General features: G+C 57.1%; 35 protein-coding genes and 1 pseudogene. 25 read left to right on the top strand and 11 right to left on the bottom strand.

Annotation, left to right across the window (positions count from 1 at the left end; translation table 11 throughout):
• The first annotated feature begins 69 nt into the window (after positions 1 to 69).
• From rpsS to rplQ, 22 genes are all read left to right on the top strand, one after another.
• The gene (gene rpsS, locus ABF824_RS10630; protein WP_010666051.1) at positions 70 to 348 is read left to right on the top strand and encodes a 30S ribosomal protein S19; all 279 of its coding nucleotides are present in this window, start codon (positions 70 to 72) and stop codon (positions 346 to 348) included.
• Position 349: 1 nt separating this feature from the next.
• Entirely contained in the window at positions 350 to 757 is a 408-nt protein-coding gene (gene rplV / locus ABF824_RS10625; RefSeq protein ID WP_415488795.1) for a 50S ribosomal protein L22, read from the top strand.
• 2 nt (positions 758 to 759) lie between these two features.
• Entirely contained in the window at positions 760 to 1,437 is a 678-nt protein-coding gene (rpsC, locus tag ABF824_RS10620) for a 30S ribosomal protein S3 (protein ID WP_415488793.1), read from the top strand.
• A 13-nt stretch (positions 1,438 to 1,450) separates the two neighbouring features.
• The gene (gene rplP / locus ABF824_RS10615) at positions 1,451 to 1,867 is read left to right on the top strand and encodes a 50S ribosomal protein L16 (protein WP_010666048.1); all 417 of its coding nucleotides are present in this window, start codon (positions 1,451 to 1,453) and stop codon (positions 1,865 to 1,867) included.
• A 1-nt stretch (position 1,868) separates the two neighbouring features.
• Entirely contained in the window at positions 1,869 to 2,102 is a 234-nt protein-coding gene (rpmC, locus tag ABF824_RS10610; RefSeq protein ID WP_415488790.1) for a 50S ribosomal protein L29, read from the top strand.
• An 11-nt stretch (positions 2,103 to 2,113) separates the two neighbouring features.
• Complete coding sequence (gene rpsQ / locus ABF824_RS10605; RefSeq protein ID WP_415488788.1) at positions 2,114 to 2,386, top strand: 30S ribosomal protein S17; 273 nt, start codon at positions 2,114 to 2,116, stop codon at positions 2,384 to 2,386.
• A 15-nt stretch (positions 2,387 to 2,401) separates the two neighbouring features.
• Positions 2,402 to 2,770 carry a 50S ribosomal protein L14 gene (gene rplN, locus ABF824_RS10600; RefSeq protein WP_010666045.1) on the top strand — a complete coding sequence of 123 codons (369 nt, stop codon included), beginning with the start codon at positions 2,402 to 2,404 and terminating at the stop codon, positions 2,768 to 2,770.
• Complete coding sequence (rplX, locus tag ABF824_RS10595; protein ID WP_415488786.1) at positions 2,770 to 3,090, top strand: 50S ribosomal protein L24; 321 nt, start codon at positions 2,770 to 2,772, stop codon at positions 3,088 to 3,090. Before rplN ends, rplX begins: the two co-directional genes overlap by 1 nt.
• An 11-nt stretch (positions 3,091 to 3,101) precedes the next feature.
• Positions 3,102 to 3,668, top strand: coding sequence for a 50S ribosomal protein L5 (rplE, locus tag ABF824_RS10590; protein WP_415488784.1), 567 nt, complete (start codon positions 3,102 to 3,104; stop codon positions 3,666 to 3,668).
• 141 nt (positions 3,669 to 3,809) lie between these two features.
• Positions 3,810 to 4,115: a 30S ribosomal protein S14 gene (gene rpsN, locus ABF824_RS10585; protein WP_415488782.1), complete on the top strand. Its 306-nt coding sequence runs from the start codon at positions 3,810 to 3,812 to the stop codon at positions 4,113 to 4,115.
• A gap of 9 nt (positions 4,116 to 4,124) precedes the next feature.
• Positions 4,125 to 4,523, top strand: coding sequence for a 30S ribosomal protein S8 (gene rpsH, locus ABF824_RS10580; protein ID WP_415488780.1), 399 nt, complete (start codon positions 4,125 to 4,127; stop codon positions 4,521 to 4,523).
• 10 nt (positions 4,524 to 4,533) lie between these two features.
• On the top strand, positions 4,534 to 5,067 hold the full coding sequence (rplF, locus tag ABF824_RS10575) for a 50S ribosomal protein L6 (RefSeq protein WP_415488778.1): 534 nt from the start codon (positions 4,534 to 4,536) through the stop codon (positions 5,065 to 5,067).
• Positions 5,067 to 5,429 (top strand): 50S ribosomal protein L18, encoded by a 363-nt coding sequence (rplR, locus tag ABF824_RS10570; protein WP_415488776.1) that lies wholly within the window; start codon positions 5,067 to 5,069, stop codon positions 5,427 to 5,429. The genes rplF and rplR overlap by 1 nt, the downstream gene beginning before the upstream one ends.
• 13 nt (positions 5,430 to 5,442) lie before the next feature.
• Positions 5,443 to 6,021: a 30S ribosomal protein S5 gene (gene rpsE / locus ABF824_RS10565; protein WP_415488774.1), complete on the top strand. Its 579-nt coding sequence runs from the start codon at positions 5,443 to 5,445 to the stop codon at positions 6,019 to 6,021.
• On the top strand, positions 6,014 to 6,199 hold the full coding sequence (gene rpmD / locus ABF824_RS10560) for a 50S ribosomal protein L30 (RefSeq protein WP_415488772.1): 186 nt from the start codon (positions 6,014 to 6,016) through the stop codon (positions 6,197 to 6,199). The genes rpsE and rpmD overlap by 8 nt, the downstream gene beginning before the upstream one ends.
• Before the next feature lies 1 nt (position 6,200).
• The gene (gene rplO / locus ABF824_RS10555) at positions 6,201 to 6,692 is read left to right on the top strand and encodes a 50S ribosomal protein L15 (RefSeq protein ID WP_415488770.1); all 492 of its coding nucleotides are present in this window, start codon (positions 6,201 to 6,203) and stop codon (positions 6,690 to 6,692) included.
• Between the two features lie 123 nt (positions 6,693 to 6,815).
• A complete protein-coding gene (gene secY / locus ABF824_RS10550) occupies positions 6,816 to 8,177 on the top strand; it encodes a preprotein translocase subunit SecY (RefSeq protein WP_415488768.1) in 1,362 nt (453 codons plus the stop codon).
• On the top strand, positions 8,174 to 8,842 hold the full coding sequence (locus ABF824_RS10545; RefSeq protein WP_415488766.1) for an adenylate kinase: 669 nt from the start codon (positions 8,174 to 8,176) through the stop codon (positions 8,840 to 8,842). Before secY ends, ABF824_RS10545 begins: the two co-directional genes overlap by 4 nt.
• Positions 8,843 to 8,984: 142 nt before the next feature.
• Complete coding sequence (gene rpsM, locus ABF824_RS10540) at positions 8,985 to 9,362, top strand: 30S ribosomal protein S13 (protein ID WP_415488764.1); 378 nt, start codon at positions 8,985 to 8,987, stop codon at positions 9,360 to 9,362.
• A 110-nt stretch (positions 9,363 to 9,472) separates the two neighbouring features.
• Complete coding sequence (gene rpsK, locus ABF824_RS10535) at positions 9,473 to 9,865, top strand: 30S ribosomal protein S11 (RefSeq protein WP_415488762.1); 393 nt, start codon at positions 9,473 to 9,475, stop codon at positions 9,863 to 9,865.
• A gap of 132 nt (positions 9,866 to 9,997) precedes the next feature.
• On the top strand, positions 9,998 to 11,017 hold the full coding sequence (locus ABF824_RS10530; RefSeq protein ID WP_415488760.1) for a DNA-directed RNA polymerase subunit alpha: 1,020 nt from the start codon (positions 9,998 to 10,000) through the stop codon (positions 11,015 to 11,017).
• A 24-nt stretch (positions 11,018 to 11,041) separates the two neighbouring features.
• Entirely contained in the window at positions 11,042 to 11,470 is a 429-nt protein-coding gene (gene rplQ, locus ABF824_RS10525; RefSeq protein ID WP_415488758.1) for a 50S ribosomal protein L17, read from the top strand.
• Between the two features lie 319 nt (positions 11,471 to 11,789).
• Here the strand turns inward: rplQ and ABF824_RS10520 are convergent, their stop codons facing one another.
• From ABF824_RS10520 to trpB, 7 genes are all read right to left on the bottom strand, one after another.
• A complete protein-coding gene (locus tag ABF824_RS10520; protein ID WP_415488756.1) occupies positions 11,790 to 11,966 on the bottom strand; it encodes a DUF1328 domain-containing protein in 177 nt (58 codons plus the stop codon).
• A 113-nt stretch (positions 11,967 to 12,079) separates the two neighbouring features.
• The gene (locus ABF824_RS10515) at positions 12,080 to 12,304 is read right to left on the bottom strand and encodes a hypothetical protein (RefSeq protein WP_415488754.1); all 225 of its coding nucleotides are present in this window, start codon (positions 12,302 to 12,304) and stop codon (positions 12,080 to 12,082) included.
• A gap of 77 nt (positions 12,305 to 12,381) precedes the next feature.
• The gene (locus ABF824_RS10510) at positions 12,382 to 13,173 is read right to left on the bottom strand and encodes an ABC transporter ATP-binding protein (protein ID WP_415488752.1); all 792 of its coding nucleotides are present in this window, start codon (positions 13,171 to 13,173) and stop codon (positions 12,382 to 12,384) included.
• Positions 13,170 to 13,937: an ABC transporter permease gene (locus tag ABF824_RS10505; protein ID WP_415488750.1), complete on the bottom strand. Its 768-nt coding sequence runs from the start codon at positions 13,935 to 13,937 to the stop codon at positions 13,170 to 13,172. Before ABF824_RS10505 ends, ABF824_RS10510 begins: the two co-directional genes overlap by 4 nt.
• A gap of 21 nt (positions 13,938 to 13,958) precedes the next feature.
• Positions 13,959 to 15,002 carry an ABC transporter substrate-binding protein gene (locus ABF824_RS10500; protein ID WP_415488748.1) on the bottom strand — a complete coding sequence of 348 codons (1,044 nt, stop codon included), beginning with the start codon at positions 15,000 to 15,002 and terminating at the stop codon, positions 13,959 to 13,961.
• Positions 15,003 to 15,177: 175 nt separating this feature from the next.
• The gene (trpA, locus tag ABF824_RS10495) at positions 15,178 to 15,993 is read right to left on the bottom strand and encodes a tryptophan synthase subunit alpha (protein ID WP_415488746.1); all 816 of its coding nucleotides are present in this window, start codon (positions 15,991 to 15,993) and stop codon (positions 15,178 to 15,180) included.
• The gene (trpB, locus tag ABF824_RS10490; protein ID WP_415488744.1) at positions 15,990 to 17,213 is read right to left on the bottom strand and encodes a tryptophan synthase subunit beta; all 1,224 of its coding nucleotides are present in this window, start codon (positions 17,211 to 17,213) and stop codon (positions 15,990 to 15,992) included. The genes trpA and trpB overlap by 4 nt, the downstream gene beginning before the upstream one ends.
• Before the next feature lie 194 nt (positions 17,214 to 17,407).
• Here trpB and cls point away from each other — a divergent pair, with 194 nt between their 5' ends.
• From cls to ABF824_RS10475, 3 genes are all read left to right on the top strand, one after another.
• Positions 17,408 to 18,943, top strand: coding sequence for a cardiolipin synthase (cls, locus tag ABF824_RS10485; protein WP_415488742.1), 1,536 nt, complete (start codon positions 17,408 to 17,410; stop codon positions 18,941 to 18,943).
• 111 nt (positions 18,944 to 19,054) lie between these two features.
• Positions 19,055 to 19,306 (top strand): hypothetical protein, encoded by a 252-nt coding sequence (locus ABF824_RS10480; protein ID WP_415488740.1) that lies wholly within the window; start codon positions 19,055 to 19,057, stop codon positions 19,304 to 19,306.
• Positions 19,307 to 19,321: 15 nt separating this feature from the next.
• Positions 19,322 to 19,849, top strand: coding sequence for a DUF1269 domain-containing protein (locus tag ABF824_RS10475; RefSeq protein ID WP_415488738.1), 528 nt, complete (start codon positions 19,322 to 19,324; stop codon positions 19,847 to 19,849).
• Positions 19,850 to 19,929: 80 nt separating this feature from the next.
• On the opposite strand, the gene ABF824_RS10470 is transcribed toward ABF824_RS10475, so the two are convergent.
• From ABF824_RS10470 to glyA, 4 genes and pseudogenes are all read right to left on the bottom strand, one after another.
• Positions 19,930 to 20,445, bottom strand: a complete 516-nt coding sequence (locus tag ABF824_RS10470; protein WP_415488736.1) for a hypothetical protein — start codon at positions 20,443 to 20,445, stop codon at positions 19,930 to 19,932.
• A 114-nt stretch (positions 20,446 to 20,559) separates the two neighbouring features.
• On the bottom strand, positions 20,560 to 21,648 hold the full coding sequence (locus ABF824_RS10465) for a GlxA family transcriptional regulator (RefSeq protein WP_415488734.1): 1,089 nt from the start codon (positions 21,646 to 21,648) through the stop codon (positions 20,560 to 20,562).
• Between the two features lie 192 nt (positions 21,649 to 21,840).
• Complete coding sequence (locus tag ABF824_RS10460) at positions 21,841 to 22,251, bottom strand: ketosteroid isomerase-related protein (protein ID WP_415488732.1); 411 nt, start codon at positions 22,249 to 22,251, stop codon at positions 21,841 to 21,843.
• A 38-nt stretch (positions 22,252 to 22,289) separates the two neighbouring features.
• A pseudogene (gene glyA / locus ABF824_RS10455) lies at positions 22,290 to 22,453 on the bottom strand (serine hydroxymethyltransferase); the annotation flags it as partial.

The raw sequence follows: 22,453 nt of genomic DNA, 5'->3' as shown, positions 1-22,453 counted from the left end.
GGGTCAACAAGCGTACGGACAGTCTGATCATCCGTCGCCGGAAGACCGGCAAGTAAGGGGCAATAAGAGATGGCACGTTCCGTCTGGAAAGGCCCGTTCGTAGACGGGTATCTGCTGAACAAGGCCGAGGCGTCCCGCGCGTCGGGTCGTAACGAGGTGATCAAGATCTGGTCACGTCGTTCCACGATCCTTCCGCAGTTCGTTGGTCTGACGTTTGGTGTTTATAATGGTCACAAGTTCCTCCCGGTGCAGGTGACTGAAAACATGGTTGGCCACAAGTTTGGCGAATTCTCTCCGACCCGTACCTTCCATGGTCACGGTGCGGACAAGAAGTCGAAGCGAGGCTGAGATGAGCAAACCCAAGCATCCTCGCGTGCTGGCTGAGAACGAAGCACAGGCGATCACGCGGAATATCCGCGTGAGCCCCCGCAAGCTTGGTCTTGTTGCTGGTCTGATCCGCAACAAGCCGGCTTCTCAGGCTGTGGCGACCCTCACGTTCTCCAAGCGTCGTATCGCTCAGGACGTGAAGAAGACTCTTGAGAGCGCGATTGCCAACGCTGAGAACAATCATCAGCTGGACGTTGATCAGCTGTTTGTGAAGACAGCCGATGTGGGCAAGTCGATCGTGATGCGTCGCTTCCATGCGCGTGGTCGTGGTCGTTCTGCTCGCGTCGAGAAGTTCTTCAGCCATCTGAAGATTGTCGTGGCCGAGCGTGCGCCCGAGCCTGAGGCAAAGACGGAAGAGAAGGCGGCCTGACGATGGGACATAAAGTCAATCCGATCGGGCTTCGGCTCGGTATCAACCGCACCTGGGACAGCCGCTGGTATGCAGATGGCGACTATTCCCGGCTGCTGCATGACGATCTGAAGCTGCGCGCTTTTCTGCGTCGTAAGCTGTCTGGCGCGGGTGTTTCCCGCGTCGTCATCGAACGTCCGGCTAAGAAGCCGCGTGTGACGATCTATGCTGCTCGTCCGGGTGTGGTCATCGGCAAGAAGGGTCAGGACATCGACGCACTCCGCAAGGAGCTGACGAAGATGGCTGGCACGGAAGTGGCGCTGAACATTGTCGAAATCCGTAAGCCGGAAATTGATGCGACACTGGTGGCCGAGAACATCGCTCAGCAGCTGGAGCGCCGCGTTGCGTTCCGTCGCGCCATGAAGCGTGCGGTCCAGTCCGCCATGCGTCTTGGTGCACAAGGAATCCGGATCAACTGCTCCGGTCGCCTTGGTGGCGCTGAAATCGCGCGTGTCGAATGGTATCGTGAAGGTCGTGTGCCGCTGCACACACTTCGTGCAGACATCGATTACGGTACGGCAACGGCAAAGACGACCTACGGAACGTGTGGTGTCAAAGTCTGGATCTTCAAAGGTGAGATCCTTGCGCATGACCCATTGGCCCAGGACCGTCGCGCCGCTGAGCAGGCGCCGCAGCGCTGAGGGATAGAGAAAAATGCTTTCTCCAAAGCGGACTAAATTCCGCAAGGCCCACAAGGGCCGCATTCATGGCTTGGCCAAGAGCGGAACGCAGCTGAACTTCGGCGCGTTCGGTCTCAAGGCGCTGGAGCCGGAACGTATTACGGCGCGCCAGATTGAGGCGTCCCGTCGTGCGATTACTCGTGCGATGAAGCGTGCTGGTCGCGTGTGGATTCGTATCTTTCCGGATCTTCCGGTCTCGACAAAACCTGCCGAAGTGCGTATGGGCTCCGGCAAGGGATCTCCGGAATACTGGGTGGCCCGTGTAAGACCGGGTCGTATCCTGTTCGAGATCGAGGGTGTTCCGCCAGAAGTTGCGCGTGAAGCGTTGGCTCTTGGTGCTGCGAAGCTGCCGATCAAGACGAAGTTCGTGACCCGAATCGGAGAGGCATAAGATGAGCAAGGCACTTAAGCCGGCTGATCTGCGTGTGAAGTCCGTTGATGAGTTGCAGGCGCTTCTTCTGGACCTGAAGCGTGAGCAGTTCAATCTTCGGTTCCAGCAGGCAACCGGTCAGAATGAAGGGGCAAGCCGCGTGCGCGTTGTGCGCCGCGACATTGCCCGTATCAAGACGATCGTAGCTCAGGCTGCGAAGAAGACTGCCGCGGCTAGCGCTGCGGCCAATTCCTGAGGAAGTGGCTGATGCCTAAGCGCATTCTCAGCGGTCGTGTGACCAGTGACAAGATGGATAAGACGGTTACCGTTCTTGTCGATCGTCGCGTCATGCATCCGCTCTACAAGAAGTTCATTCGTCGCTCGAAGAAGTATGCGGCGCATGATGAACTCAACGTTTGCAAAATTGGCGATACGGTTCGCATTGAAGAATGCACGCCGATCTCCAAGCGCAAGACCTGGGCGGTGATTTCGCGCAACGGCGAGTCCGTTGGCGGAGCAGCGTCCGGGAACGCTGCGTAAAGGGGTATAAGGTAAATGATCCATCCCGAGACCAACCTCGAGGTCGCCGATAATTCCGGCGCACGTCAGGTGCAGTGCATCAAGGTGCTGGGCGGCTCCAAGCGGAAGTCCGCCTCGGTCGGCGACGTGATCGTCGTTTCCGTCAAGGAAGCGATTCCCCGTGGCAAGGTGAAGAAGGGTGACGTCCATCAGGCCGTCATCGTTCGGACGTCCTACCCGGTGCGTCGTGCCGACGGCAGCGCGATTCGTTTCGATCGCAATGCGGCTGTGCTGATCAACAAACAGCAGGAGCCCATCGGTACGCGTATCTTTGGCCCGGTTGTCCGTGAACTGCGCGCGCGCAAGTTCATGAAGATCATCTCGCTGGCGCCGGAGGTGCTGTAATGGCTGCTCGTATTAAAAAGGGTGATACCGTCGAAGTGACGACGGGTTCCTCCAAAGGCGTGCGTGGCGAGGTTTTGGCGGTCTTCCCATCAGAGAACAAGGCTGTTGTTCGTGGTGTGGCAATCGCCAAACGTCATAAGCGTGCAAACCGTATGGGCGAAGAAGGTGGGATTATCGAGAAGGAAGCTCCGGTTGACCTCTCTAATCTCGCTCTGATCGATCCGAAGAGCGGCAAGCCGACAAAGGTTGGTTTCCGCGTTCTTGAAGGCGGTCGTAAAGTTCGTGTCGCAAAAGCGACCGGCGAAGTGATCGAAGGCTGAGGGGACGATAGATGACTACCGAAAATACGCGCGTCGTCCCGCGTCTGCGGAAGCTGTACGAGACGGAACTGGCTGGCAAGCTGCGTGAGCAGTTCGGCTACAAGAATGCACTTCAGACACCCCGTCTTGAGAAGATCGTTCTCAATATGGGCGTTGGTGAAGCTGCAGGCGACCAGAAGAAGCTTGATGCGGCTCTGAATGAGATGATGCTCATTGCTGGCCAGCGTCCGGTCAAGACGGTCGCGAAAAAGGCTATTGCGGGCTTTAAAATCCGTGAAGGTCTGCCGATCGGCTGTAAGGTTACATTGCGGCGTGCCCGCATGTATGAATTTCTTGATCGTCTCGTGACGATCGCGATGCCACGTATTCGTGACTTCCGCGGTCTTCCGGCGAACAAGGGGTTCGACGGTCGTGGTAATTTTGCGATGGGTCTCAAGGAGCAGCTGGTGTTCCCCGAGATCGAGTACGACAAAGTCGACGAAGTTCGTGGCATGGACATCATCTTCGTGACGACGGCCAAGACCGATGCGGAAGCCAAGGCGCTGTTGAAAGCGTTCGACCTTCCGTTTATGGGATAAGTCGTACCTTATCGCTCGTTTTCTGTGGATTTCTGATCGACAGGAATGTATTGCTTCGGCTCTCTCGCTGAGAGTCGAAGTTTAAAGGTTTTTGGAAAACCGCTGGAATGGTTCCGGCAGGTTCCGGAGGGTAAATCAGGCATGGCCAAGATTTCCGCCGTCAATCGTAACGCAAAGCGCGCCTATATGGCAAAGCGCGATAAGGCGAAGCGTTTGGCTCTGAAAAATATCGTTATGGACCGTACGCTTCCGATGGAAGATCGGTTTGATGCTTCTCTGAAGCTCGCCGAACTCCCGCGTAATGGCTCGCGTGTGCGTGTTCGTCTTCGTTGCAAGCTGACAGGTCGTTCGCGCGGTAATTACCGCAAGTTCGAGTTGTGCCGTATTGCGCTTCGTGATCTCGCCTCGAATGGGCAGATCCCGGGGTTGGTCAAGGCTAGCTGGTAAGGGCGGGCAATGTCACTTTCTGATCCCTTGGGTGATATGCTCACCCGTATCCGCAACGCCCAGCGTGCGCGTCACGCAGCATGCGTTGCGCCCGCTTCCAAGCTGCGCGCCAATGTGCTCGAGGCTCTGAAGCGCGAAGGTTATATTCGCGGCTTTTCGCTTGAGGAAGTCCGTAAAGGTATTTCTCAGATCCGAATCGAGCTGAAGTATTCGGAAGGCGAGCCGGTGATCAAAGAGATTCATCGCGTTTCGCGTCCTGGTCGTCGTGTCTATTCGAAGATCAAGGAACTTCCCCGTGTGTATGCCGGTCTGGGTGTGTCGATCCTTTCGACCCCGCGCGGTGTGCTGTCCGATGCAGAGGCTCGCGCCGCCAATGTTGGCGGCGAAGTTCTCTGCCGCGTATTCTGAGGAGGGATAAATGTCGCGTGTAGGCAAATATCCCGTGGAAATTCCTTCTGGCGTCACGGTCAGCATCAATGCTGGTGTCCTGACGGCCAAGGGTAAGCTGGGTGAACTCAAGCTTCCACTTTCTCCCCTCATTGAGACGAAGGTCGAGGACGGCAAGGTTGCGGTCAAGCCGCTGACCTCCGTGGCTCAGGCACGTATGATGTGGGGCACGACCCGTTCGCTGGTCGCGTCGATGGTTCAGGGCGTCGCTGAAGGTTATTCCAAGACGCTGGAGATTACGGGAACAGGTTTTCGTGCGGCAGTGCAGGGAAACAATCTGGTTCTTAATCTCGGTTATTCCCATGACGTGGTGTATCCCGTTCCGGAAGGAATCAAGATTACCACCCCGCGTCCGACATCGGTTGTGGTGCAGGGAATCGACAAGCAGCGTGTAGGACAGGTGGCGCTGGATATTCGTAACTTCCGTAAGCCGGAGCCTTACAAGGGTAAAGGTGTGCGTTACGAGACCGAGACCATTCGTCGCAAGGAAGGCAAGAAGAAATAATGAGCACTCAGCAGGAATTGCGGGATCGTCGGCGGAAGCGCCTTCGTTTCCAGCTCCGCCGCAAGGCCGGCGGACGTCCGCGCCTGTCGGTGTTCCGTTCAGGCAAGAACATCTATGCTCAGGTGATCGACGATGCTGCAGGCCGCACGCTTGCTGCAGCGTCATCGCTCGACAAGGAGTTTCGCGCAGGCGGCACGACAGGTGCGAACCGGGATGCAGCTTCGGCTGTCGGCAAGCTGGTTGCGCAGCGCGCGACTGCCGCCGGTGTGACGCAGGTCGTGTTCGATCGCGGCTCCTATCTGTATCATGGGCGCGTGAAGGCGCTCGCGGAGGCTGCCCGCGAGGGCGGCCTCTCCTTCTGAGGGAGGTCGCGTAATGGCACGTGAACCGAGAGAAGGCGGTCGCGGTCGCGATCGCGATCAGCGCCAGGATCGTGAAGGCGACGATCTGGTCGACAAGCTGGTCACCATCAATCGCGTCGCGAAGGTGGTGAAGGGTGGTCGTCGCTTTGCTTTTGCCGCACTCGTTGTTGTCGGTGACCAGAAAGGTCGCGTTGGCTACGGCGCAGGTAAGGCCCGTGAAGTTCCGGAAGCTATCCGGAAGGCTACCGAGCGTGCGAAGCGTGGCATGATCCGTGTGCCCATGAAGGAGGGGCGTACCCTTCATCATGATGCCGCTGGTCACTTTGGTGCTGGTAAAGTTGTTCTTCGTTCGGCTGAAGCCGGAACGGGGATCATTGCTGGCGGTCCAATGCGCGCCGTGTTCGAAAGCCTTGGCATCAACGACGTTGTCGCCAAGTCCTTGGGAACGCGTAACCCGCACAACATGGTGAAAGCGACATTTGCGGCGTTGGAGCGTTGCGCCAGCCCGCGTTCTGTCGCCAATCGCCGTGGTAAGAAAGTCTCCGACATTCTTGGCAAGCGCGAGCAGGTTGCGGAGGGTGCTGATGTCTGAGGGAAAGACACTGCGCGTTACGCAGATTGCTTCCGGAAATGGTCGCAAGCCGGGTCAGCAGGCAACTCTGATCGGTCTGGGGCTGAACAAGATTGGTCGCACCCGTGAACTGCAGGATACTCCTTCTGTTCGTGGTATGGTGAACAAAGTCGCCCACCTGTTGAAGGTGGAGGATTGAAATGCAGTTGAACGAATTGCGTGATAACGAGGGTTCTCGTTATCGCAAGAAGCGTCTTGGTCGTGGTATTGGTTCCGGTAAGGGCAAGACCTCGGGTAAAGGCGTTAAGGGCCAGAAGGCTCGCGAGGGTGTTTCATTGAACGGCTTCGAAGGTGGTCAGCTTCCGCTGTATCGCCGTATGCCGAAGCGCGGATTCAAGAACATATTCCGTAAGGTCTATGCTCCCGTGAACCTTGGTTCGCTGGAAAAGGCTCTTGCGGACGGCAAGCTGGAAGCTGGTGCTGTTGTCAACGAAGAAGCCCTGCGTAAGGCTGGTCTCGTGGGCACCGGGAAATACGCCGGTATCCGGTTGCTTGCCGATGGCGAGATTTCTCGTGCAGTGACCGTTGAAGTCGCTGGTGCCTCCGCTGCTGCTGTGGCTGCCATCGAGAAGGCAGGTGGGTCCGTTAAGACTCTGTCTGCTGGAAAGGGAGAAGCTGAAAAGGCTTCTTGATGTGGCAGGGGAGACAGAATGACTTCTGCCTCCGCCATATAAGTTGGTTTGCAGGCGCTGGCGTCTGCCATGACAGCGCCCCCGCTTTGCGGTGGCGCTGTTTTTTGTGAAAGGGACAGGCGTATGGCCTCGGCGGCTGAACAACTCGCGGCCAATTTCAATATGGGCTCCTTTTCGAAGGCGACGGAACTCAAGAAGAGGATCTGGTTCACTCTCGGAGCACTGATCGTCTACCGCTTGGGAACATACATTCCTGTCCCGGGCATTGATGCGAAGGTCATGGGGCAACTTCTGGCCCAGCATCAAGGCGGTATTCTAGGCATGTTCGACATGTTCACGGGTGGTGCGCTAGGGCGCATGACCGTGTTCGCGCTGAATATCATGCCTTATATCTCTGCCTCAATCATCATCCAGTTGATGTCGACGGCGATTCCCTCGATGGAAGCTCTCAAGAAAGAGGGCGAGCAGGGGCGTAAGAAGCTTAATCAGTACACACGCTATCTGACGGTCGCGATTGCCTTCTTTCAGGCATACGGAATCGCGGTTGGTCTGGAGCGCATGAGTTCCTCTGCAGGATCTGCCGTGGTCCAGCCCGGGATGTTCTTTATAGTGTCCTGCGTCTTCACCCTTGTGGGTGGCACGATGTTCCTGATGTGGCTGGGTGAGCAGATCACTTCCCGCGGTGTAGGAAACGGAATCTCTCTGATCATCTTTGCCGGTATCGTCGCTAATCTGCCGCATGCGCTCGCAACCCTGTTCCAGCTTGGTTACACGGGGGCGCTTTCGCCTTTCTTTGTGCTTGTTTTCCTCGTTCTGGCAGCGGCGACGATCACTTTCATCGTGTTCATGGAGCAGGCCCAGCGGCGTGTGGTGATTCAATATCCCAAACGTCAGATGGGTAATCGTGTGTACGGTGGTGAAGCGACACATATGCCGCTGAAGGTGAACACGGCGGGTGTCATTCCGCCGATCTTCGCCTCTTCCGTCCTGTTGATCCCTGTGACGATCGCAGGCTTCATGAATGCCAAGGGGATGCCGGGATGGCTGTCCTTTCTGGGGCAATCGCTTGGACAGGGACAGCCGCTCTACATGCTGTTCTATGCCCTGATGATCGTCTTCTTCTCGTATTTCTATGCGGCAGTGACGTTCAATCCGGAAGAAACAGCCGATAACCTGCGGAAGCAGAGCGGGTTTATCCCGGGAATTCGGCCGGGGGCAGCAACGGCTTCTTATTTCGACTCGATCCTGACGCGACTGACGACGATTGGCGCTGCTTATCTAGTGCTTGTCTGTTTGCTGCCTCAGATACTGATCAGTCGCTATAATGTGCCTTTCTATTTTGGCGGTACAAGTCTGATCATTATCGTGTCAGTGACAATCGACACGGTGACCCAAATCCAGTCGCATCTCGTGGCGCATCAGTATCAGGGGCTGATCCAGCGTAGTCGCCGGAGTGGGTCCAATCGAAGGATCATCCGTAAATGAACATCATTTTCTTGGGCCCGCCAGGAGCGGGCAAAGGCACGCAATCAAAGCGGCTTGAGGCGCAGTATGGCATTGCCCAGATATCGACGGGTGACATGCTCCGCGCCGAGGTTAAGGCTGACTCCGCCATAGGGCGCGAGGCAAAAGCGCTGATGGATGCGGGCAAGCTGGTCCCGGATGCGATTATCGTCAGCATGCTGGAGTCGCGCATTCAGAAGCCGGACTGTGCCAAGGGGTTTATCCTTGATGGATTCCCTCGGACGGTTGCTCAGGCCGAAGCGCTTGATGGCATGCTGAAGCGGTTGGGGCGTAAGATTGACGTCGTGTTGATGCTGCAGGTGGATGAAGACGCTCTGGCGGAGCGTATCGCCGGGAGATTCTCCTGCGCGAAGTGCGGCGCCAGTTACAACGATGTATCGAATCCTCTGAAAGTGGAAAATACGTGCGATCACTGCGGGTCGCATGACTTCGTGCGTCGTGCGGATGACAATCGTGATACGGTGGCATCCCGCCTGACGGCCTATCGGAATGAGACGCTTCCGCTCCTTCCTTATTATGAGGACAGGGTGACGGTTGCGTACATCAATGGCATGGCTCCCATTGAGGAAGTCAGTGCTCAAATTGACGCCGCAATGAGCGAAGTGGAGCAGATCACGCAAAAGTGATCTCTTTGGATTGACTCTTGGTGGTCGCTCGGTCTATTGCGCAGCGCTCTAGACCGCGTGGCCAGTGTGGGTCGATATCAGCGGCAAATTAATTGCGAATCAACGCTCGAGCGTGCAGCCGGGCGGACTAGGAGTGTGTGGCGTGGCGCGTATTGCCGGCGTTAATATCCCGACGAACAAGCGGGTCGTGATCGGACTGCAGTATATTTACGGCATCGGTCAGACCAAAGCTCAGGAAATCTGCAAGACAGTCGGCCTGCCTGACGCCAAGCGCGTCAACGAGCTGAGTGACGACGAGATCATGAAGCTTCGTGAACTCATCGATAACAACTACCGCGTCGAAGGTGACCTTCGTCGTGAAGTTGCGATGAACATTAAGCGTCTGATGGATCTCGGGTGCTATCGCGGTTTGCGTCATCGCCGTGGTCTTCCGGTGCATGGACAGCGCACTCACACGAATGCACGTACCCGCAAGGGTAAGGCCGTTGCCATTGCTGGCAAGAAAAAGGCCACCCGCTAATCGGCGCGCCTGAGGGCCGGTTATACGAAACTTACGATGCTTCCCGGCTTTAGTCGGTGGGCGTCAGGCGGGTTGGACCTGCCGAGATAGCAAAGAACAGGGCGACAAATATGGCGAAGGCCGCCGCACCGCGTATTCGCAAGAAAGAACGCAAGAACATTATTTCAGGCGTGGCGCATGTGCTCTCCACGTTCAACAACACGATGATCACGATCGCTGATGCGCAGGGAAATGCCATTGCATGGTCTTCCGCTGGTGCTCAGGGGTTCAAGGGATCTCGTAAGTCCACTCCTTACGCCGCTCAGGTGGCTGCTGAAGACGCAGGCCGCAAGGCGCGCGAACATGGCATGGAGACGCTGGACATCGAGGTTTCGGGTCCTGGTGCAGGACGTGAGAGCGCCCTTCGTGCTCTGCAGGCTGTTGGTTTCCAGATCGCTTCAATCCGTGATCTGACGCCGGTCCCGCATAACGGCTGCCGTCCCCGGAAGCGTCGTCGCGTCTGACGCAGACATGCTTCCGGTGCCTGAAGGTGGTGTGACCACTTTCAGGACGGAATGCTTTCATAAAAGCTGCCCCGGCTCATGTCGGGGTTTCCGCCGTCTTGTTACGGTCCCTTATGTTGAAAGGCCGAGACCTTGGTGCTCCAGAAAAACTGGCAATCTCTGATCAAGCCGGAGAAGCTGGAAGTCGAACCCGGCTCCGTTCCGTCTCGCGTGGCGACGATCGTGGCAGAGCCACTCGAGCGTGGCTTTGGCATGACGCTCGGGAACGCCCTGCGCCGCGTTCTTCTTTCTTCTCTTCAGGGCGCGGCTATCACTGCGATCCAGATTGATGGCGTTCTGCACGAATTCTCGGCTGTGCCGGGTGTCCGTGAAGACGTGACCGACATCGTGCTGAACATCAAGCAGATGGCGCTGAGCATGCATGGCGAAGGACCAAAGAGAATGGTCCTGACTGCCACGGGTCCCGGTGAGGTCACGGCTGGTCAGATCCAGACGGGTCATGGTGTAGAAATCATGAACCCCGATCTCGTGATCTGCACGCTTGATGAAGGCGAAAAGCTCGGAATCGAGTTCACGGTGAATATCGGCAAGGGCTATGTGCCTGCCGCTGCAAACCGTCCTGAAGATGCTCCGATCGGGCTTATCCCCATCGATGCGATCTATTCGCCGGTCAAGCGCGTCTCATACAAGGTTGAGCCGACCCGTGTTGGTCAGGTGACCGACTATGATCGCTTGCTGCTGACGGTTGAGACCAACGGTGCTGTCACGCCTGAGGATGCGGTGGCTCTGGCTGCCCGTATTCTGCAGGATCAGCTCCAACTCTTCATCAACTTTGATGAGCCGCGTCCGGTCGTTGCGACGGAGCCGCAGGATGACCTGCCGTTCAATCGTAACCTGCTTCGCAAGGTTGACGAGCTTGAGCTGTCGGTGCGTTCTGCGAACTGCCTCAAGAACGACAACATCATCTATATTGGTGATCTGGTTCAGAAGACCGAGCAGGAAATGCTCCGTACGCCGAACTTCGGTCGTAAATCACTGAACGAGATCAAGGAAGTCCTGACCACCATGGGACTTTCACTTGGCATGAATGTTCCGGCGTGGCCGCCGGAGAATATTGAGGATCTGGCGAAGCGGCTCGACGAGCCCTTCTGATCCGCGACAACAGGAGACTTAACAATGCGTCATGGTGTTGCCGGTCGGAAGCTCGGCGTTACCTCCACCCATCGTGCAGCGATGTTCCGCAACATGGCGGTCGCTCTTATCAAGCACGAACAGATCACGACGACTCTGCCGAAGGCGAAGGAACTTCGTCCGGTTGTTGAGAAGCTGATCACGCTCGGTAAGCGCGGTGATCTGCATGCTCGTCGTCAGGCTTATGCCCAGCTGCGTGATGATGCGATCGTCAGCAAGCTGTTCTCGGCTGTTGCTGATCGCTACAAGGCTCGCACGGGTGGTTACACCCGCGTTCTGAAGGCTGGCGTTCGCTATGGCGATGCTGCTGACATGGCAGTGATTGAGCTGATCGACCGCGATGTCGAAGCGAAGGGCAAGGACAGCGGTCCGCGTCCAGTCGCTGTTGAAGAAAACTCCGATCTGGCTGCTTAAGTCGATCAGATATTCTGAGAAAAGCCGGCCTTAGGGTCGGCTTTTTTTTATGGGTTGTTCTGATCAGGCGACAAAAGAAAAGTAGTTTGTCAGGAAATGATGTTCCTGTTTCGCTGCTCTGGAAAATATTTCTGAGAAGATAAATTTCAGCGTTTAGTTTTAACTGCCACAAACGCTGAGAATGCTACATCCACGACGTGCATTGTCTAACGGTAGACCGACCTAATATCGCTTTTACGATTATCTTCATCGTTGTTGGAAAGATGTCATCCGATGCCGGTCTGGGAACGCCACAGGGGTGACGTTCCCAAGTTGCTGGCTATTTCGAGACAGCGCCAACGCCGATCAGTACCAGTGCGAACAGCACGACACAGATGATGACGGCGATAAAGAACAGGATTTTGGCCATGCCCGCAGCGGCAGTGGAGATTCCGCCGAAGCCGAACAAGCCCGCCACAATCGAAATGATGAGAAAAAACAGAGCCAGTTTCAGCATGGTTAGAGCCTTATGTTTGTGGTTTCTTGACATAATAAACAGCTGTCACGTTTGGCGGTTGCATCCGGCGACAGCTGTTTCGAGAATTTTCTCTTGACCACAAATGTCGGCGATTAGCGACGGGACAGAAGAAAACGGCTCAGTCCGCCAAGAAGAAAGGCACCCGTGATCGCGGCGATGGGCGTGTCTACAGTCAGGTCGCGCAGGATATCCATGCTATCGGTCAGGCAGTCATTGACACGAGCCCAGCCGGAAACATTGGAGCCTGTATCGTCCTGTAGACTCGTGATTCCGCTTTCCAGAGTGTAGTTGTCTTCATCGTTGTTGGATTGGGACATCGTCTGATCCTTTTTCAAAGATTGATCCTGATGCGGTCAATCTGTGGCGCATGGTTCATGCGGTCAACTGCTACGGATCAGATTTCAGCGGCTTGATAATAGATTGTATCGCCGGGATCTTCCTCGCCTGCAATCAGGCTGCGGAGACGGCCTGCGAGGGCACGAAGCGCTGGGGAAGAAGGATCGCGGGGACGTTTTCCAACCTGAAGATCCCCCCGCACACTGGCGGGTTTACCAGCCAGAACGATGATTCTATCGGCGAGGAGAAGTGCTTCATCGATATCGTGGGTGACGAACAGGACTGTCTTGTGGGTTTGCTCCCAGATGCTCAGCAGTTCGGATTGCAGGGAGGTGCGTGTAATGGCGTCAAGCGCACCAAAGGGTTCATCCATCAAGAGCAGTGCTGGATCGACGGTCAGCGCGCGGGCAACACCCACACGTTGCCGCTGCCCCCCGGAAAGCTGCCGTGGCCATCTGTCCGCTTCCGCTGACAATCCTACAAGTTGAAGCGCCTTGTCGGCGCGCGCATGGCGCTCATCCCGGCTGAGCCCCAGCCCTTCAAGGCCAAGTTCCACGTTGGCGCGCACTGTTCGCCACGGCATGAGACGGGCGTCCTGAAAGACGAGTGCGGCGCGACGGGTATCGCTGCGATCAGTCGAGGCGTGCAGTGTGACGTGGCCTTCCGTGGGCTGGATCAGTCCCATGACCACGCGAAGCAGGGTGGATTTACCGACGCCTGACGGGCCGAGAACGGCGACGAATTCACCCTGGTTTATCGACAGGTCGACATGGCGGAAGACGAAGGTCTTGCCGCCATCATGCGAGAGGCCTGCGTCCTCGATGCGCACCAGAGGAGAAACGCTGGTCATCCTTGCCACCTCAGCAGTCGGTCCCGGATCAGCCCGAACAAAAAGTCGGTCAGAGCATACAATCCGGCCATCGTGATCATGTAAACGACGACAACATCTGTCGCCAGCAGGCTGGAAGCCTGCATCATGCGAGCCCCCACACCCGGGACACCGAAGAGTTCGGCGGCCACAACGGACATCCAGCCTTGTCCAAGACCGGTGCGCAGACCCGCCAGCAGACCGGGCGAGGCGGCAGGCAGGGTGACATAGCGAAGTCTGGCGAGAAAACTCTTGTGGCCGAAAGCGGCAGCCACTTCATAAAGCTCCCGATCGACGGATTTGACCGCGCCATAGGCGGCGTAAAAATTGATCCAGAAGACCGAAATGGCGATGACGAATGTGGCGCCGAGGGTGTTCAGACCGAACCAGAGGATGGCAAACGGCACCCATGCAAGGCCCGGGACGGGGCGCAGCAGGCGGACAACACCCCCTGTCAGTGCATCCAGAAGGGGAAGTGAGCCGCACAGCAGACCGAAAAGGGCGCCGAGAACCGAGCCGATGAGGAGGCCAGCGGTGTAATGGACGAGACTGTCCTGGATGGACTGGAGCCAGAACCCGCCAGAGACTTCGGACATGAAGGCTGGCCAGAGTTCAGTAGGGGCCGGGAGCAGGCCGGGGGGAACGAAACCGAACTGTACGATGCCCTGCCATATGGCGAGGAGCAGCAGGAGTCCGGCGGCCCCAAAGCCGAGACGGGCTTTGGGGCCGATATGCGATCCGGTCATTATGGAGTCCTGAATCGAGTCTTAGGGAGCGGGCTGACGCCAGAGCTGAAGGTCGAAAAGGTCATCGACAGGCGTGGCTTTTTTCAGGACCCCTTCCTTGACCTGAAAATCCTGCAGAATCTTCACGCTGGGGATGATGCGGGCCGGGTCTGCGACGAACTGGGCCGATGAGGCTTTCAGAGCCTGCTCGATGATCGCGGGTTTCAGCAGTCCCCCACCAAGCGCGGTTGCGACAAACGGAGCCGCCTGATCGGGGTGGTCAGCCAACAGAGTGGTGGCCTTGACGAACAGACTGGTCAGCTTGCCGGCCCAGACGGCGTGGTCGGGCGAGGAGGGGCTGACGATCGCGAGCACCGATCCCGGCTGGTCGGGGATCAGGTCATGACCAGTGGCCAGCACGCGGGTATCGGAAAAGCGGTTCTTGATGGTGGTGAGAGCGGGTTCACGCAGGATGGCGGCATCGACTGCCCCAGCGAGAAACGCCTGCTGCGCGGCGTCAATATCGATCCCCACGATATCGACGGTGGAAAGATCAATGCCTTCCTTTTCCTGCAACCAGTAGCGCAGCACGGTGTCAGGAACCGAACCGCTCGGCTGGGTTGCGATCTTTGGCTTGCGTCCGTGCGTCTTGGTGAAGGTGGCAATGCGTTCGGCCACCTGCTCCTTTGTCAGACCACCCGGCTTGGCAGGGTCGAGGCCCGCAGCAAGCGGCCCGCGCGCGATGACGGACAGTTCTTCGATCGCCCCCGAGGCAACCACCTTGACGTCGATGCCGCGCGCACGGACCTGCAGGAGCGGCACAACGCCAGCCACGTAAGCATCGATCCGTCCGGATGCGAGTGCCTGAATGGCCTGCGGGCCGGATGTGAAGCGGACGGGCTCAAGGTCGATACCAGCCTGCTTGGCCCATCCTTCACCGTCGATCACGAAAAGGGCGGAAGAGCCGAGAACCGGGATATAGCCGACCTTGACGGCAGCAGCCATTGCGCTCTGGCTCGCACCGGCGAACAGGCCCACCGCGACGGCCATGACGGAAAGAATATTTCTGACTTTTTTTACCGGCATCGGTGGAAACCCCGTGAGCAGTCGTAATTTGTGTGACTGTTCTCTCATGGAGCGGGGCATACAGCAATACACAACATTCATTGCTGTGTTATTTATTCATATAGCGATGTCGTGTGGTGATTTTGTTCATGACCGGCTGGTTCTGTAATGGAACCGGCCGGTCTGAGAATAGGGGTCAGCCCCGAACCGCAGCAGCTAGTTCCCGCAACTGGGTCAGCACGGAAGGCAGCGTGGAGGGCGTCGCCTGTTCGCTTGGGTCCAGCGTTTTCGCCAGCGTAGCCAGCAGAGCCGAGGCTACGACTGCACCGTCAGCAATGCGCGAGGCAGACGCAGCCTGCTCCGGCGTGCGAATACCGAAGCCAATAGCAATCGGCAGATCGGTCGCGGCGCGGATACGCGGCAGCGCCGCCCGCAGATCCTCGTCGCTAGCCGAGCGCGTGCCGGTAATGCCGGTGATGCTCACATAATAGACGAAGCCCGAAGCATGATTCAGCACCAGCTTGAGGCGGTTATCGTCCGTTGTGGGCGCGATCAGACGGATGATGTCCAGACCGGCAGCCTTGGCCGGTTCCTGCATCGGTCCGGCTTCTTCCGGCGGCATATCCACGATGATGAGACCATCCACACCAGCGGCAGACGCATCCACGCAGAACCGGTCGATGCCGTAAGCCTCGATCGGGTTCAGGTAGCCCATCAGGATGATCGGCGTGTCGTCATCCTGCTCACGGAAGGATTTCACCATCTCGAACAGGCGCGGCAGCGTGGCGCCAGCCTTCAGACCGCGACGGGCGGCAAGCTGGATGACCGGGCCGTCGGCGGAAGGATCGGAGAACGGCATGCCGATCTCGATCAGGTCCGCACCGGCTTCCGGCATGGCTTTCAACAGATCGAGCGAGGTCTGGAAGTCCGGGTCACAGGCTTCGAGATAGGGGATGAGCGCGCCGCGCCCTTCCTGTTTCAGTGCCGCAAAACGGCGGGCAATGCGGCTCACAGTTTCACTCCCAGATGTTCGGCGACGGTGAAGATATCCTTGTCTCCACGGCCCGAGATGTTGATGACGAGCAGGGTTTCCGGGCTCAGCGTCGGCGCGATTTTCACCGCGTAGGCGATGGCGTGCGCGGATTCCAGCGCGGGGATGATACCCTCTGTGCGGGTGCAGGTCTGGAACGCGTCCAGCGCCTCGTTATCGGTGATGCCGACATATTCGGCGCGACCGATTTCATGCAGCCATGAATGTTCCGGGCCAACGCCGGGATAGTCCAGACCAGCGCTGATCGAGTGCGCTTCGATGATCTGTCCGTTCTCGTCCTGCAACAAGTAGGTGCGGTTGCCATGCAGCACGCCGCGCGAGCCGCGTTCGATGGAGGCGGCGGTCTTGCCGCTGTCCAGACCATGTCCGGCTGCTTCGACGCCGATCAGTTTGACGGAAGGATCGTCAAGGAACGGGTGGAAGATGCCCATCGCGTTCGAACCACCACCGATGGCAGCAACGATCACGTCTGGCAGGCGGCCCTCGGCTTCCTGCATCTGCATCTTCACTTCGTCACCGATCACGCTCTGGAAGTCGCGGACCATGGCGGGGTAGGGGTGCGGACCGGCGACCGTGCCAACGAGGAAATAGGTGTCGTGAATGTTGGCGACCCAGTCACGCATCGCCTCGTTCATGGCGTCCTTCAGCGTGCCTGCGCCTGCCGTGACCGGCACGACTTCCGCGCCGAGTAGTTTCATGCGGAACACGTTGGGCGCCTGTCGCTCCACGTCGGTCGCACCCATGTAGATGACGCACTTCATGCCGAACAGCGCGCAGACCGTGGCGGTGGCGACGCCGTGCTGTCCCGCGCCGGTCTCGGCGACGATGCGCGTGCGGCCCATGCGCCGGGCGAGCAGGATCTGGCCCATGACGTTGTTGAGCTTGTGGGAGCCTGTGTGGTTCAGCTCCTCGCGCTTCATGTAGATCTTCGCGCCGCCGAGTTCTTCCGTCAGGCGCTTTGCAAACCACAGCGGAGAAGGACGACCCACATAGTCCTTGAGATAGAATGCCAGTTCCTTGTGGAAAGCGGGATCGGCCTTCGCGGTCTTGTAAGCCTCGTCCAGTTCAAGGAGCAAAGGCATCAGCGTTTCCGCGACAAACCGTCCGCCCAGTCCGTCACCGAAATGGCCGGAGGCGTCTGGGCCGTTTCGCAGGCTGTTTGCTCGTACGCCGTCTGTCATGACTGTTGGTGTCTCCGCTGCCCGGTTTTCTACGGTGTTATGGTTCCGCGCTCGCGCGGGAATATCAGGTCTGGCGGTATAACAAGGGGGCACAGAGGCGTCCATGAGGGGGCGCAGGATGTGAGGGCACAACATTGCTGCAAAGGCCGGCTGGCGTTAGCGTGTCGCTGAGAATGAGGACGGGGGCATAACGGTTGCAAGGGCAGACAGGCACGTCGGGCGGTAAAGTCGGTGGTGGAGTAAAAAAGCACAGGCACACTCTTCCGGCTCCGTCGGGCAGGGCCATTAAATGGAGCTGGTATGCTGCGGGTATAACGGCAGCGGTGCAGGCGGTTTTCATTTCGCGTGCTCTTCTGCGTCCGCATCGGGAACCGGCTTCCCGCGTGGCGTGGGTCGCCATCATTGGCGCCGTGCCTGCCTTGGGATCGATAGCCTATCTGTTTCTGGGGGAAACCAATCTTACTCCAGAGAGAGTTCTGCGCATCCGCGATGCGATGAAACGTCTGCCTGTGCCGGGAAAGACAGCCGATGCGCTGGTGGATGCGGAACAGGAGTTTGGCCTTCCTCCCCGGCTTGCGCCTCTCTTTCGTGTCGGACAATCGATTAGCGGCTATCCGCCGATGGGTGGAAATCAGGCGGCCCTGATGGCGGACGCGGATGCTGCCATTGATGCGATGATCGCGGATATCGACGCGGCTCACGATCATGTGCACGTCTGTTTCTATATCTGGCTGGCAGATCATAACGGCCTGAAGTTTGCTGAAGCGCTCATGCGGGCCGCGCGTCGTGGTGTGGTCTGTCGTGTGATGGCGGACGATCTTGGCTCCCGTCGCCTGATTCACAGCGGGCACTGGGCCGACATGGAGCAGGCGGGCGTGCGGCTGGTGCGCGCCCTGCCGTTGGGTAGCCTGCTGATGCGGCCCTTCCGGGGCCGTTTCGATATGCGCAATCACCGCAAGATCGTGGTGATCGATAATCGGGTTACTTATTGCGGCAGTCAGAACTGCGCGGATGCTGCCTTTCGCGTGAAGGCCAAATATGCGCCGTGGGTTGATCTGGTGGCCCGTTTCGAGGGCCCTGTGGTCCTGCAGAATCAGCATCTGTTCGCCACGGACTGGATGGCTCATACCAACGAGGATCTCACTTCTCTGCTTGCCTCGGCCAAGGTGCATGAAGGCGAGGGGTTCGTGGCGCAGGTGATCGGAACGAGTGCGGCCGTGCGGTATGCGGCGATGCCGGAAACCTTTGTGTCGATCATGTATTCGGCCGCGAGAGAGCTGACGATCACCACACCTTATTATGTGCCTGATGAACCCATTCAGGCCGCGCTGTGTGCTGCGGCGCGGAGGGGTGTGAAGACCACTCTGACTGTTCCCAAACGCAACGACTCATGGATCGTGGCGGGAGCAAGCCGCAGTTACTATCGGGAACTGCTGGAAGCGGGCGTGAAGATTTACGAATATCCGCATGGCCTGCTGCATACCAAGGCGATGACGGTTGACGGGCGGATGACGCTGATTGGATCCGCCAATCTGGATCGTCGCAGCTTCGATCTGAATTTTGAGAACAATATCCAGTTGGTCGATGATGCTTTTACCGCAGTAATCCGTGACCGGCAGCAGACCTACATCGACGAATCGGAAGAAGTCACTCTTCAAGATGTTGTGAAATGGCGGAAAAGCCGCGTTATCTGGAACAATACACTAGCCATGATCGGACCGGTGCTCTGATGGACGCAAGTTAAGATAGGTCTCTCTTGAAAACTCTTGGTATCATACCAATATTCGAAACAAGAGCTTTGGCCTTTTCGGTCATGGTCATGATTCAGGAGTGCAGTCGTAATGAGCGCAACCGACGTTCTGCGGAAACTTTCCCCGGAAGATATTGAAGATCTTGCGAAGCATATTGATAAGTCTCTGCACAAGCATAAAAGCGAATTGCAGAAGCATATTTCTGAATATTTTTCGGATGCAAAAGGCGAAGTCAAACTTCACGAGAAGAAGATTCCGACTGGCTGCAAGGTTCTTGGACTGTTCATCCTCGTTGCCGCTTCTGCTCTCAGCTATTTCGCTGGCCGCAAGCTCGCTGACTGATTGGAGAAGCTTTTTATGAGTACATTGGTTGTTGTCGGCTTTGACAGTGTTGACGGTGCGGCTTCCGCGCTGAGCGAATGCCGCGAGCTTGAAAAAGAATATCTGCTGGATCTTGAAGATGCTGTGGTTGTGCGGCGGACTGCCGATGGCAAGACGCATCTTGATCAGAGCGTAAATCTTGAAAAAGTCGGTGCGTCGTGGGGTTTCCTCTCCGGTGGGTTCTGGGGCGCGCTGGTTGGCCTTCTGTTCCTCAATCCGCTTGCTGGTCTGGTGGCTGGTAGCATTGCGGGCGCGGGCATTGGTGCGCTGGACGGAAAATTCAGTGATTATGGAATCAACGATGATTTCATCAAGAATCTGGGTAACACGCTGACGCCCGGCACATCCGCCCTCTTCATCCTCATTCGTAAGGCTGAGCCTGAAAAGGTCATTGCGCATCTGTCCGCACTGAAGGGACATGCGAAAATCATTCAGACTTCGCTGTCGCCGGAAGCAGAAGACAAGCTGCGCGCCGCTCTTGGGCAGGCTGCTTCAGCGGCCTGACTTCTAAACGGTCTGTTCTCGTGTCGTCGTTGGGAAAGCCCTGCATTTGCAGGGCTTTTTCTTTGGTTCATTGGGGGGCGTTATTTTAGCTTTTGCCGCATCTGTTCACGCAGATTATTGCACTGCTGGGTGTAATGGGAGGCTTGGTATGCAGTGTAGAAGTTGATGAAAAAAGCTGCCGCCAGAGAGAAAAAGGAGAGGACGGTCAGGGCTTCACCGCTGACGCCAATTGGATCGTCATAATGAAGGCCTGAAAACCAGAGCAGGCTGATGGCTAGGACCGCACCGATCAGTCCGAAAACCCCTGTGGTTTTCATCATTGAATCTTCGATGCCTTCAAAGTCGGACGTTTCCCGCCAGAGATCGAAAAGCTGCTTGTCGATTTCACCCACCATCCCCGCATGGGATTCCTTCTGGGCATCCGTCACTTTATGCGGATTTTTTCGGTAAATTTCCAGTTCCTGCCGTGCTTTCGTAAAGACTCTGCGGCGTTCCTTAATGGCTGGAATGCTGATATCCACAAAGCTCAGTATCGCGACATTCAGACCTGCTGAAAGCTGGATAATGGCCTGAAAGTCTCCCCAGGTGATGGCCATGCCATTCCTTCTACGCATTTTGCTGAAAGCAGCATTTTATCGCTCTCAGGCAAAAGCGGAAAACCGGAAGCAGGCATATCAGCCATTCGGATTAAGGCAATGCTTCTATGGATTTCAGAGCGCTTCGAACAGTCTTACGCCTGCCCGTTCGCCCAATTGTCTGGTAGCGGTAACTGGCGGAAAGATTGGCGCCGACTGACTGCTGCGACCGCGCATGGCGCTGGGGGAGTGGCCAAACATGGTCTTGAACTGGCGCGAGAAATGAGCGCAGTCGGAAAAGCCGGTCTCGAATGCCACCTGAGTAATGGTCAGTTCGCCTTGTGAAAGAAGTGCGTGTGCATATCGAAGGCGGATCATCCGGTAGAACAGGGCAGGGCGCATACCGAGGACAGACTGGAATAGACGCTCAAGCTGTCTTGATGAAATCCCCAACCTGTCAGCAACATCGCTGATGGAGAGAGGATCGATCATATTCTGCTCCATTTCCATCATGGCCCTTCGCACACGGGCGTCGACCACATGATTGACCTCCTCCGTGAGAGGGGGATGCGGCTGGAGTGATGGAGTGTCGCCGCGACGAGGACGATCAAGCAGAAGAATGTGACTGGCTTTGCGGGCGAGGGGCCGGCTGAGGTGTTTCTCGATCAGATGCAGCGCCAGTTCTGCCGCTCCGCCGCCGCCTGAACAGGTAATCCGGTCTCCGTCCACCAGATACATCTGTTCGCTACAGGCTTTATGGTCTGGAAATTCCTCCATGAAATCCTGTCGGTGATACCAGCTTACACAAGCTGTACGCTCTTTCATCACGCCAGCGCGGCAGAGGATGAAGGTTCCCGTGCAGATTCCAATCAATGGAACACCGAGCGAAGCCGCCTTTTGCAGATACCGGGTGGTTGGTTCGTCTACCTGACGGCGCCCATGTAAGAGGCCACCCACCACTGCGATGTAATCGAATGCCGTGGGGTCGGTCAGATCGGAATTGCGGCTTACGCTGACACCGCAACTGGCACGGATGGACTCCGGCCTGCTGTTCATGATCTGCCAGGTGCAGAGAATGGGGCGGCTTTTATCTTCCTTGTCGGCAGCCAGTCGTAGATGATCGATGAAAAGAGAGAGGGCTGATAAAGTGAAGTTCTCGGCCAGAATGATTCCGACACGTAAACTCGCAGTATCCGCGGAACCCGACTGCCGTCGCTGCATCATGATGCGTTCCAGTCGTTCTGTCGTATGAGAATTTTATCGTTTTGAATGTATAATGAAATAGGGAGAAGGAACAAATGGTTTCTATGCAATAGGTCTTGGCGATCTGAGTTATTTATCCATACGCCATAAAATGTCTTAAAAACGACATCCCTTTCCTGCCATCACCAGCAGGAAAGGGATGTGGGCAGCAGGTCAGGCCGTAACCTGCCGTTCCCATTCCGGAAGATTGTAGTAGTTGGAGATTCGCGACACTTTGCCGTCACGCACGGTGAAGAATGCTCCGGCTGGCAGGACATAGGTCTGGCCGTTGGCTTCCGGCAGGCCATCGTCAGTTGAAAGATACTTGCCGTGCACCATGAACTCGGCGGCAGCACGGGTGCCATCCTCGTTCACCATCACCACGATATCGGCAATGGTCTCCTTGTAGCAGCGGTCCATCCGCCCAAGGAAGGTACGGAACGCGTCCTTGCCGGTTTCCCGGCCGCCCTGATTGATGTCGTGAATGACATCGTCAGTGAGCAGTGCAAGGAAATCGTCACGGTTTCCCGCATTGAATGTGGCGTAATAGGACTCGATCAGAGCGTGGGTCGCGGTTTGTGTCATGTGTTCTCCTGAAAACAGACGGTATTACCTGGAAAGACTTATTTCTTATAGATCGGGAACTTTGCACAGAGCGCCTTGACGCGCTCGTGGACAGCATTCTCGATGGCTTCATCACCCTCGCCACCGGAGGCGGCCAGCGCGGTCAGAACCTCGTCGATCATCTCGCCCACTTCGCGGAACTCGGCCTCGCGGAAACCGCGTG

Origin of the sequence: Acetobacter sp., from assembly GCF_047721705.1 — a bacterium.
Lineage (GTDB): Bacteria > Pseudomonadota > Alphaproteobacteria > Acetobacterales > Acetobacteraceae > Acetobacter.
The sequence above is the reverse complement of the archived record's forward strand: the minus strand, read 5'-3'. Positions and strand labels throughout refer to the sequence as shown.

What these genes read in the sequence shown, in the direction of transcription:
- rpsH (WP_415488780.1), top strand. Translation starts at nt 4,125, where the DNA reads ATGTCACTTTCTGATCCCTTGGGTGATATGCTCACCCGTATCCGCAAC.
- rplF (WP_415488778.1), top strand. Translation starts at nt 4,534, where the DNA reads ATGTCGCGTGTAGGCAAATATCCCGTGGAAATTCCTTCTGGCGTCACG.
- ABF824_RS10480 (WP_415488740.1), top strand. Translation starts at nt 19,055, where the DNA reads ATGAGCGCAACCGACGTTCTGCGGAAACTTTCCCCGGAAGATATTGAA.
- ABF824_RS10500 (WP_415488748.1), bottom strand. Translation starts at nt 15,002, where the DNA reads ATGCCGGTAAAAAAAGTCAGAAATATTCTTTCCGTCATGGCCGTCGCG.
- rplN (WP_010666045.1), top strand. Translation starts at nt 2,402, where the DNA reads ATGATCCATCCCGAGACCAACCTCGAGGTCGCCGATAATTCCGGCGCA.
- ABF824_RS10470 (WP_415488736.1), bottom strand. Translation starts at nt 20,445, where the DNA reads ATGGCCATCACCTGGGGAGACTTTCAGGCCATTATCCAGCTTTCAGCA.
- rplX (WP_415488786.1), top strand. Translation starts at nt 2,770, where the DNA reads ATGGCTGCTCGTATTAAAAAGGGTGATACCGTCGAAGTGACGACGGGT.
- rplQ (WP_415488758.1), top strand. Translation starts at nt 11,042, where the DNA reads ATGCGTCATGGTGTTGCCGGTCGGAAGCTCGGCGTTACCTCCACCCAT.
- ABF824_RS10475 (WP_415488738.1), top strand. Translation starts at nt 19,322, where the DNA reads ATGAGTACATTGGTTGTTGTCGGCTTTGACAGTGTTGACGGTGCGGCT.
- rplP (WP_010666048.1), top strand. Translation starts at nt 1,451, where the DNA reads ATGCTTTCTCCAAAGCGGACTAAATTCCGCAAGGCCCACAAGGGCCGC.
- rpsE (WP_415488774.1), top strand. Translation starts at nt 5,443, where the DNA reads ATGGCACGTGAACCGAGAGAAGGCGGTCGCGGTCGCGATCGCGATCAG.
- ABF824_RS10465 (WP_415488734.1), bottom strand. Translation starts at nt 21,648, where the DNA reads ATGATGCAGCGACGGCAGTCGGGTTCCGCGGATACTGCGAGTTTACGT.
- rpsQ (WP_415488788.1), top strand. Translation starts at nt 2,114, where the DNA reads ATGCCTAAGCGCATTCTCAGCGGTCGTGTGACCAGTGACAAGATGGAT.
- ABF824_RS10515 (WP_415488754.1), bottom strand. Translation starts at nt 12,304, where the DNA reads ATGTCCCAATCCAACAACGATGAAGACAACTACACTCTGGAAAGCGGA.
- rpmC (WP_415488790.1), top strand. Translation starts at nt 1,869, where the DNA reads ATGAGCAAGGCACTTAAGCCGGCTGATCTGCGTGTGAAGTCCGTTGAT.
- rpsC (WP_415488793.1), top strand. Translation starts at nt 760, where the DNA reads ATGGGACATAAAGTCAATCCGATCGGGCTTCGGCTCGGTATCAACCGC.
- rplV (WP_415488795.1), top strand. Translation starts at nt 350, where the DNA reads ATGAGCAAACCCAAGCATCCTCGCGTGCTGGCTGAGAACGAAGCACAG.
- rpsN (WP_415488782.1), top strand. Translation starts at nt 3,810, where the DNA reads ATGGCCAAGATTTCCGCCGTCAATCGTAACGCAAAGCGCGCCTATATG.
- secY (WP_415488768.1), top strand. Translation starts at nt 6,816, where the DNA reads ATGGCCTCGGCGGCTGAACAACTCGCGGCCAATTTCAATATGGGCTCC.
- trpB (WP_415488744.1), bottom strand. Translation starts at nt 17,213, where the DNA reads ATGACAGACGGCGTACGAGCAAACAGCCTGCGAAACGGCCCAGACGCC.
- rplE (WP_415488784.1), top strand. Translation starts at nt 3,102, where the DNA reads ATGACTACCGAAAATACGCGCGTCGTCCCGCGTCTGCGGAAGCTGTAC.
- ABF824_RS10505 (WP_415488750.1), bottom strand. Translation starts at nt 13,937, where the DNA reads ATGACCGGATCGCATATCGGCCCCAAAGCCCGTCTCGGCTTTGGGGCC.
- rplR (WP_415488776.1), top strand. Translation starts at nt 5,067, where the DNA reads ATGAGCACTCAGCAGGAATTGCGGGATCGTCGGCGGAAGCGCCTTCGT.
- ABF824_RS10520 (WP_415488756.1), bottom strand. Translation starts at nt 11,966, where the DNA reads ATGCTGAAACTGGCTCTGTTTTTTCTCATCATTTCGATTGTGGCGGGC.
- rpsS (WP_010666051.1), top strand. Translation starts at nt 70, where the DNA reads ATGGCACGTTCCGTCTGGAAAGGCCCGTTCGTAGACGGGTATCTGCTG.
- rplO (WP_415488770.1), top strand. Translation starts at nt 6,201, where the DNA reads ATGCAGTTGAACGAATTGCGTGATAACGAGGGTTCTCGTTATCGCAAG.
- ABF824_RS10460 (WP_415488732.1), bottom strand. Translation starts at nt 22,251, where the DNA reads ATGACACAAACCGCGACCCACGCTCTGATCGAGTCCTATTACGCCACA.
- ABF824_RS10510 (WP_415488752.1), bottom strand. Translation starts at nt 13,173, where the DNA reads ATGACCAGCGTTTCTCCTCTGGTGCGCATCGAGGACGCAGGCCTCTCG.
- ABF824_RS10545 (WP_415488766.1), top strand. Translation starts at nt 8,174, where the DNA reads ATGAACATCATTTTCTTGGGCCCGCCAGGAGCGGGCAAAGGCACGCAA.
- rpmD (WP_415488772.1), top strand. Translation starts at nt 6,014, where the DNA reads ATGTCTGAGGGAAAGACACTGCGCGTTACGCAGATTGCTTCCGGAAAT.
- rpsK (WP_415488762.1), top strand. Translation starts at nt 9,473, where the DNA reads ATGGCGAAGGCCGCCGCACCGCGTATTCGCAAGAAAGAACGCAAGAAC.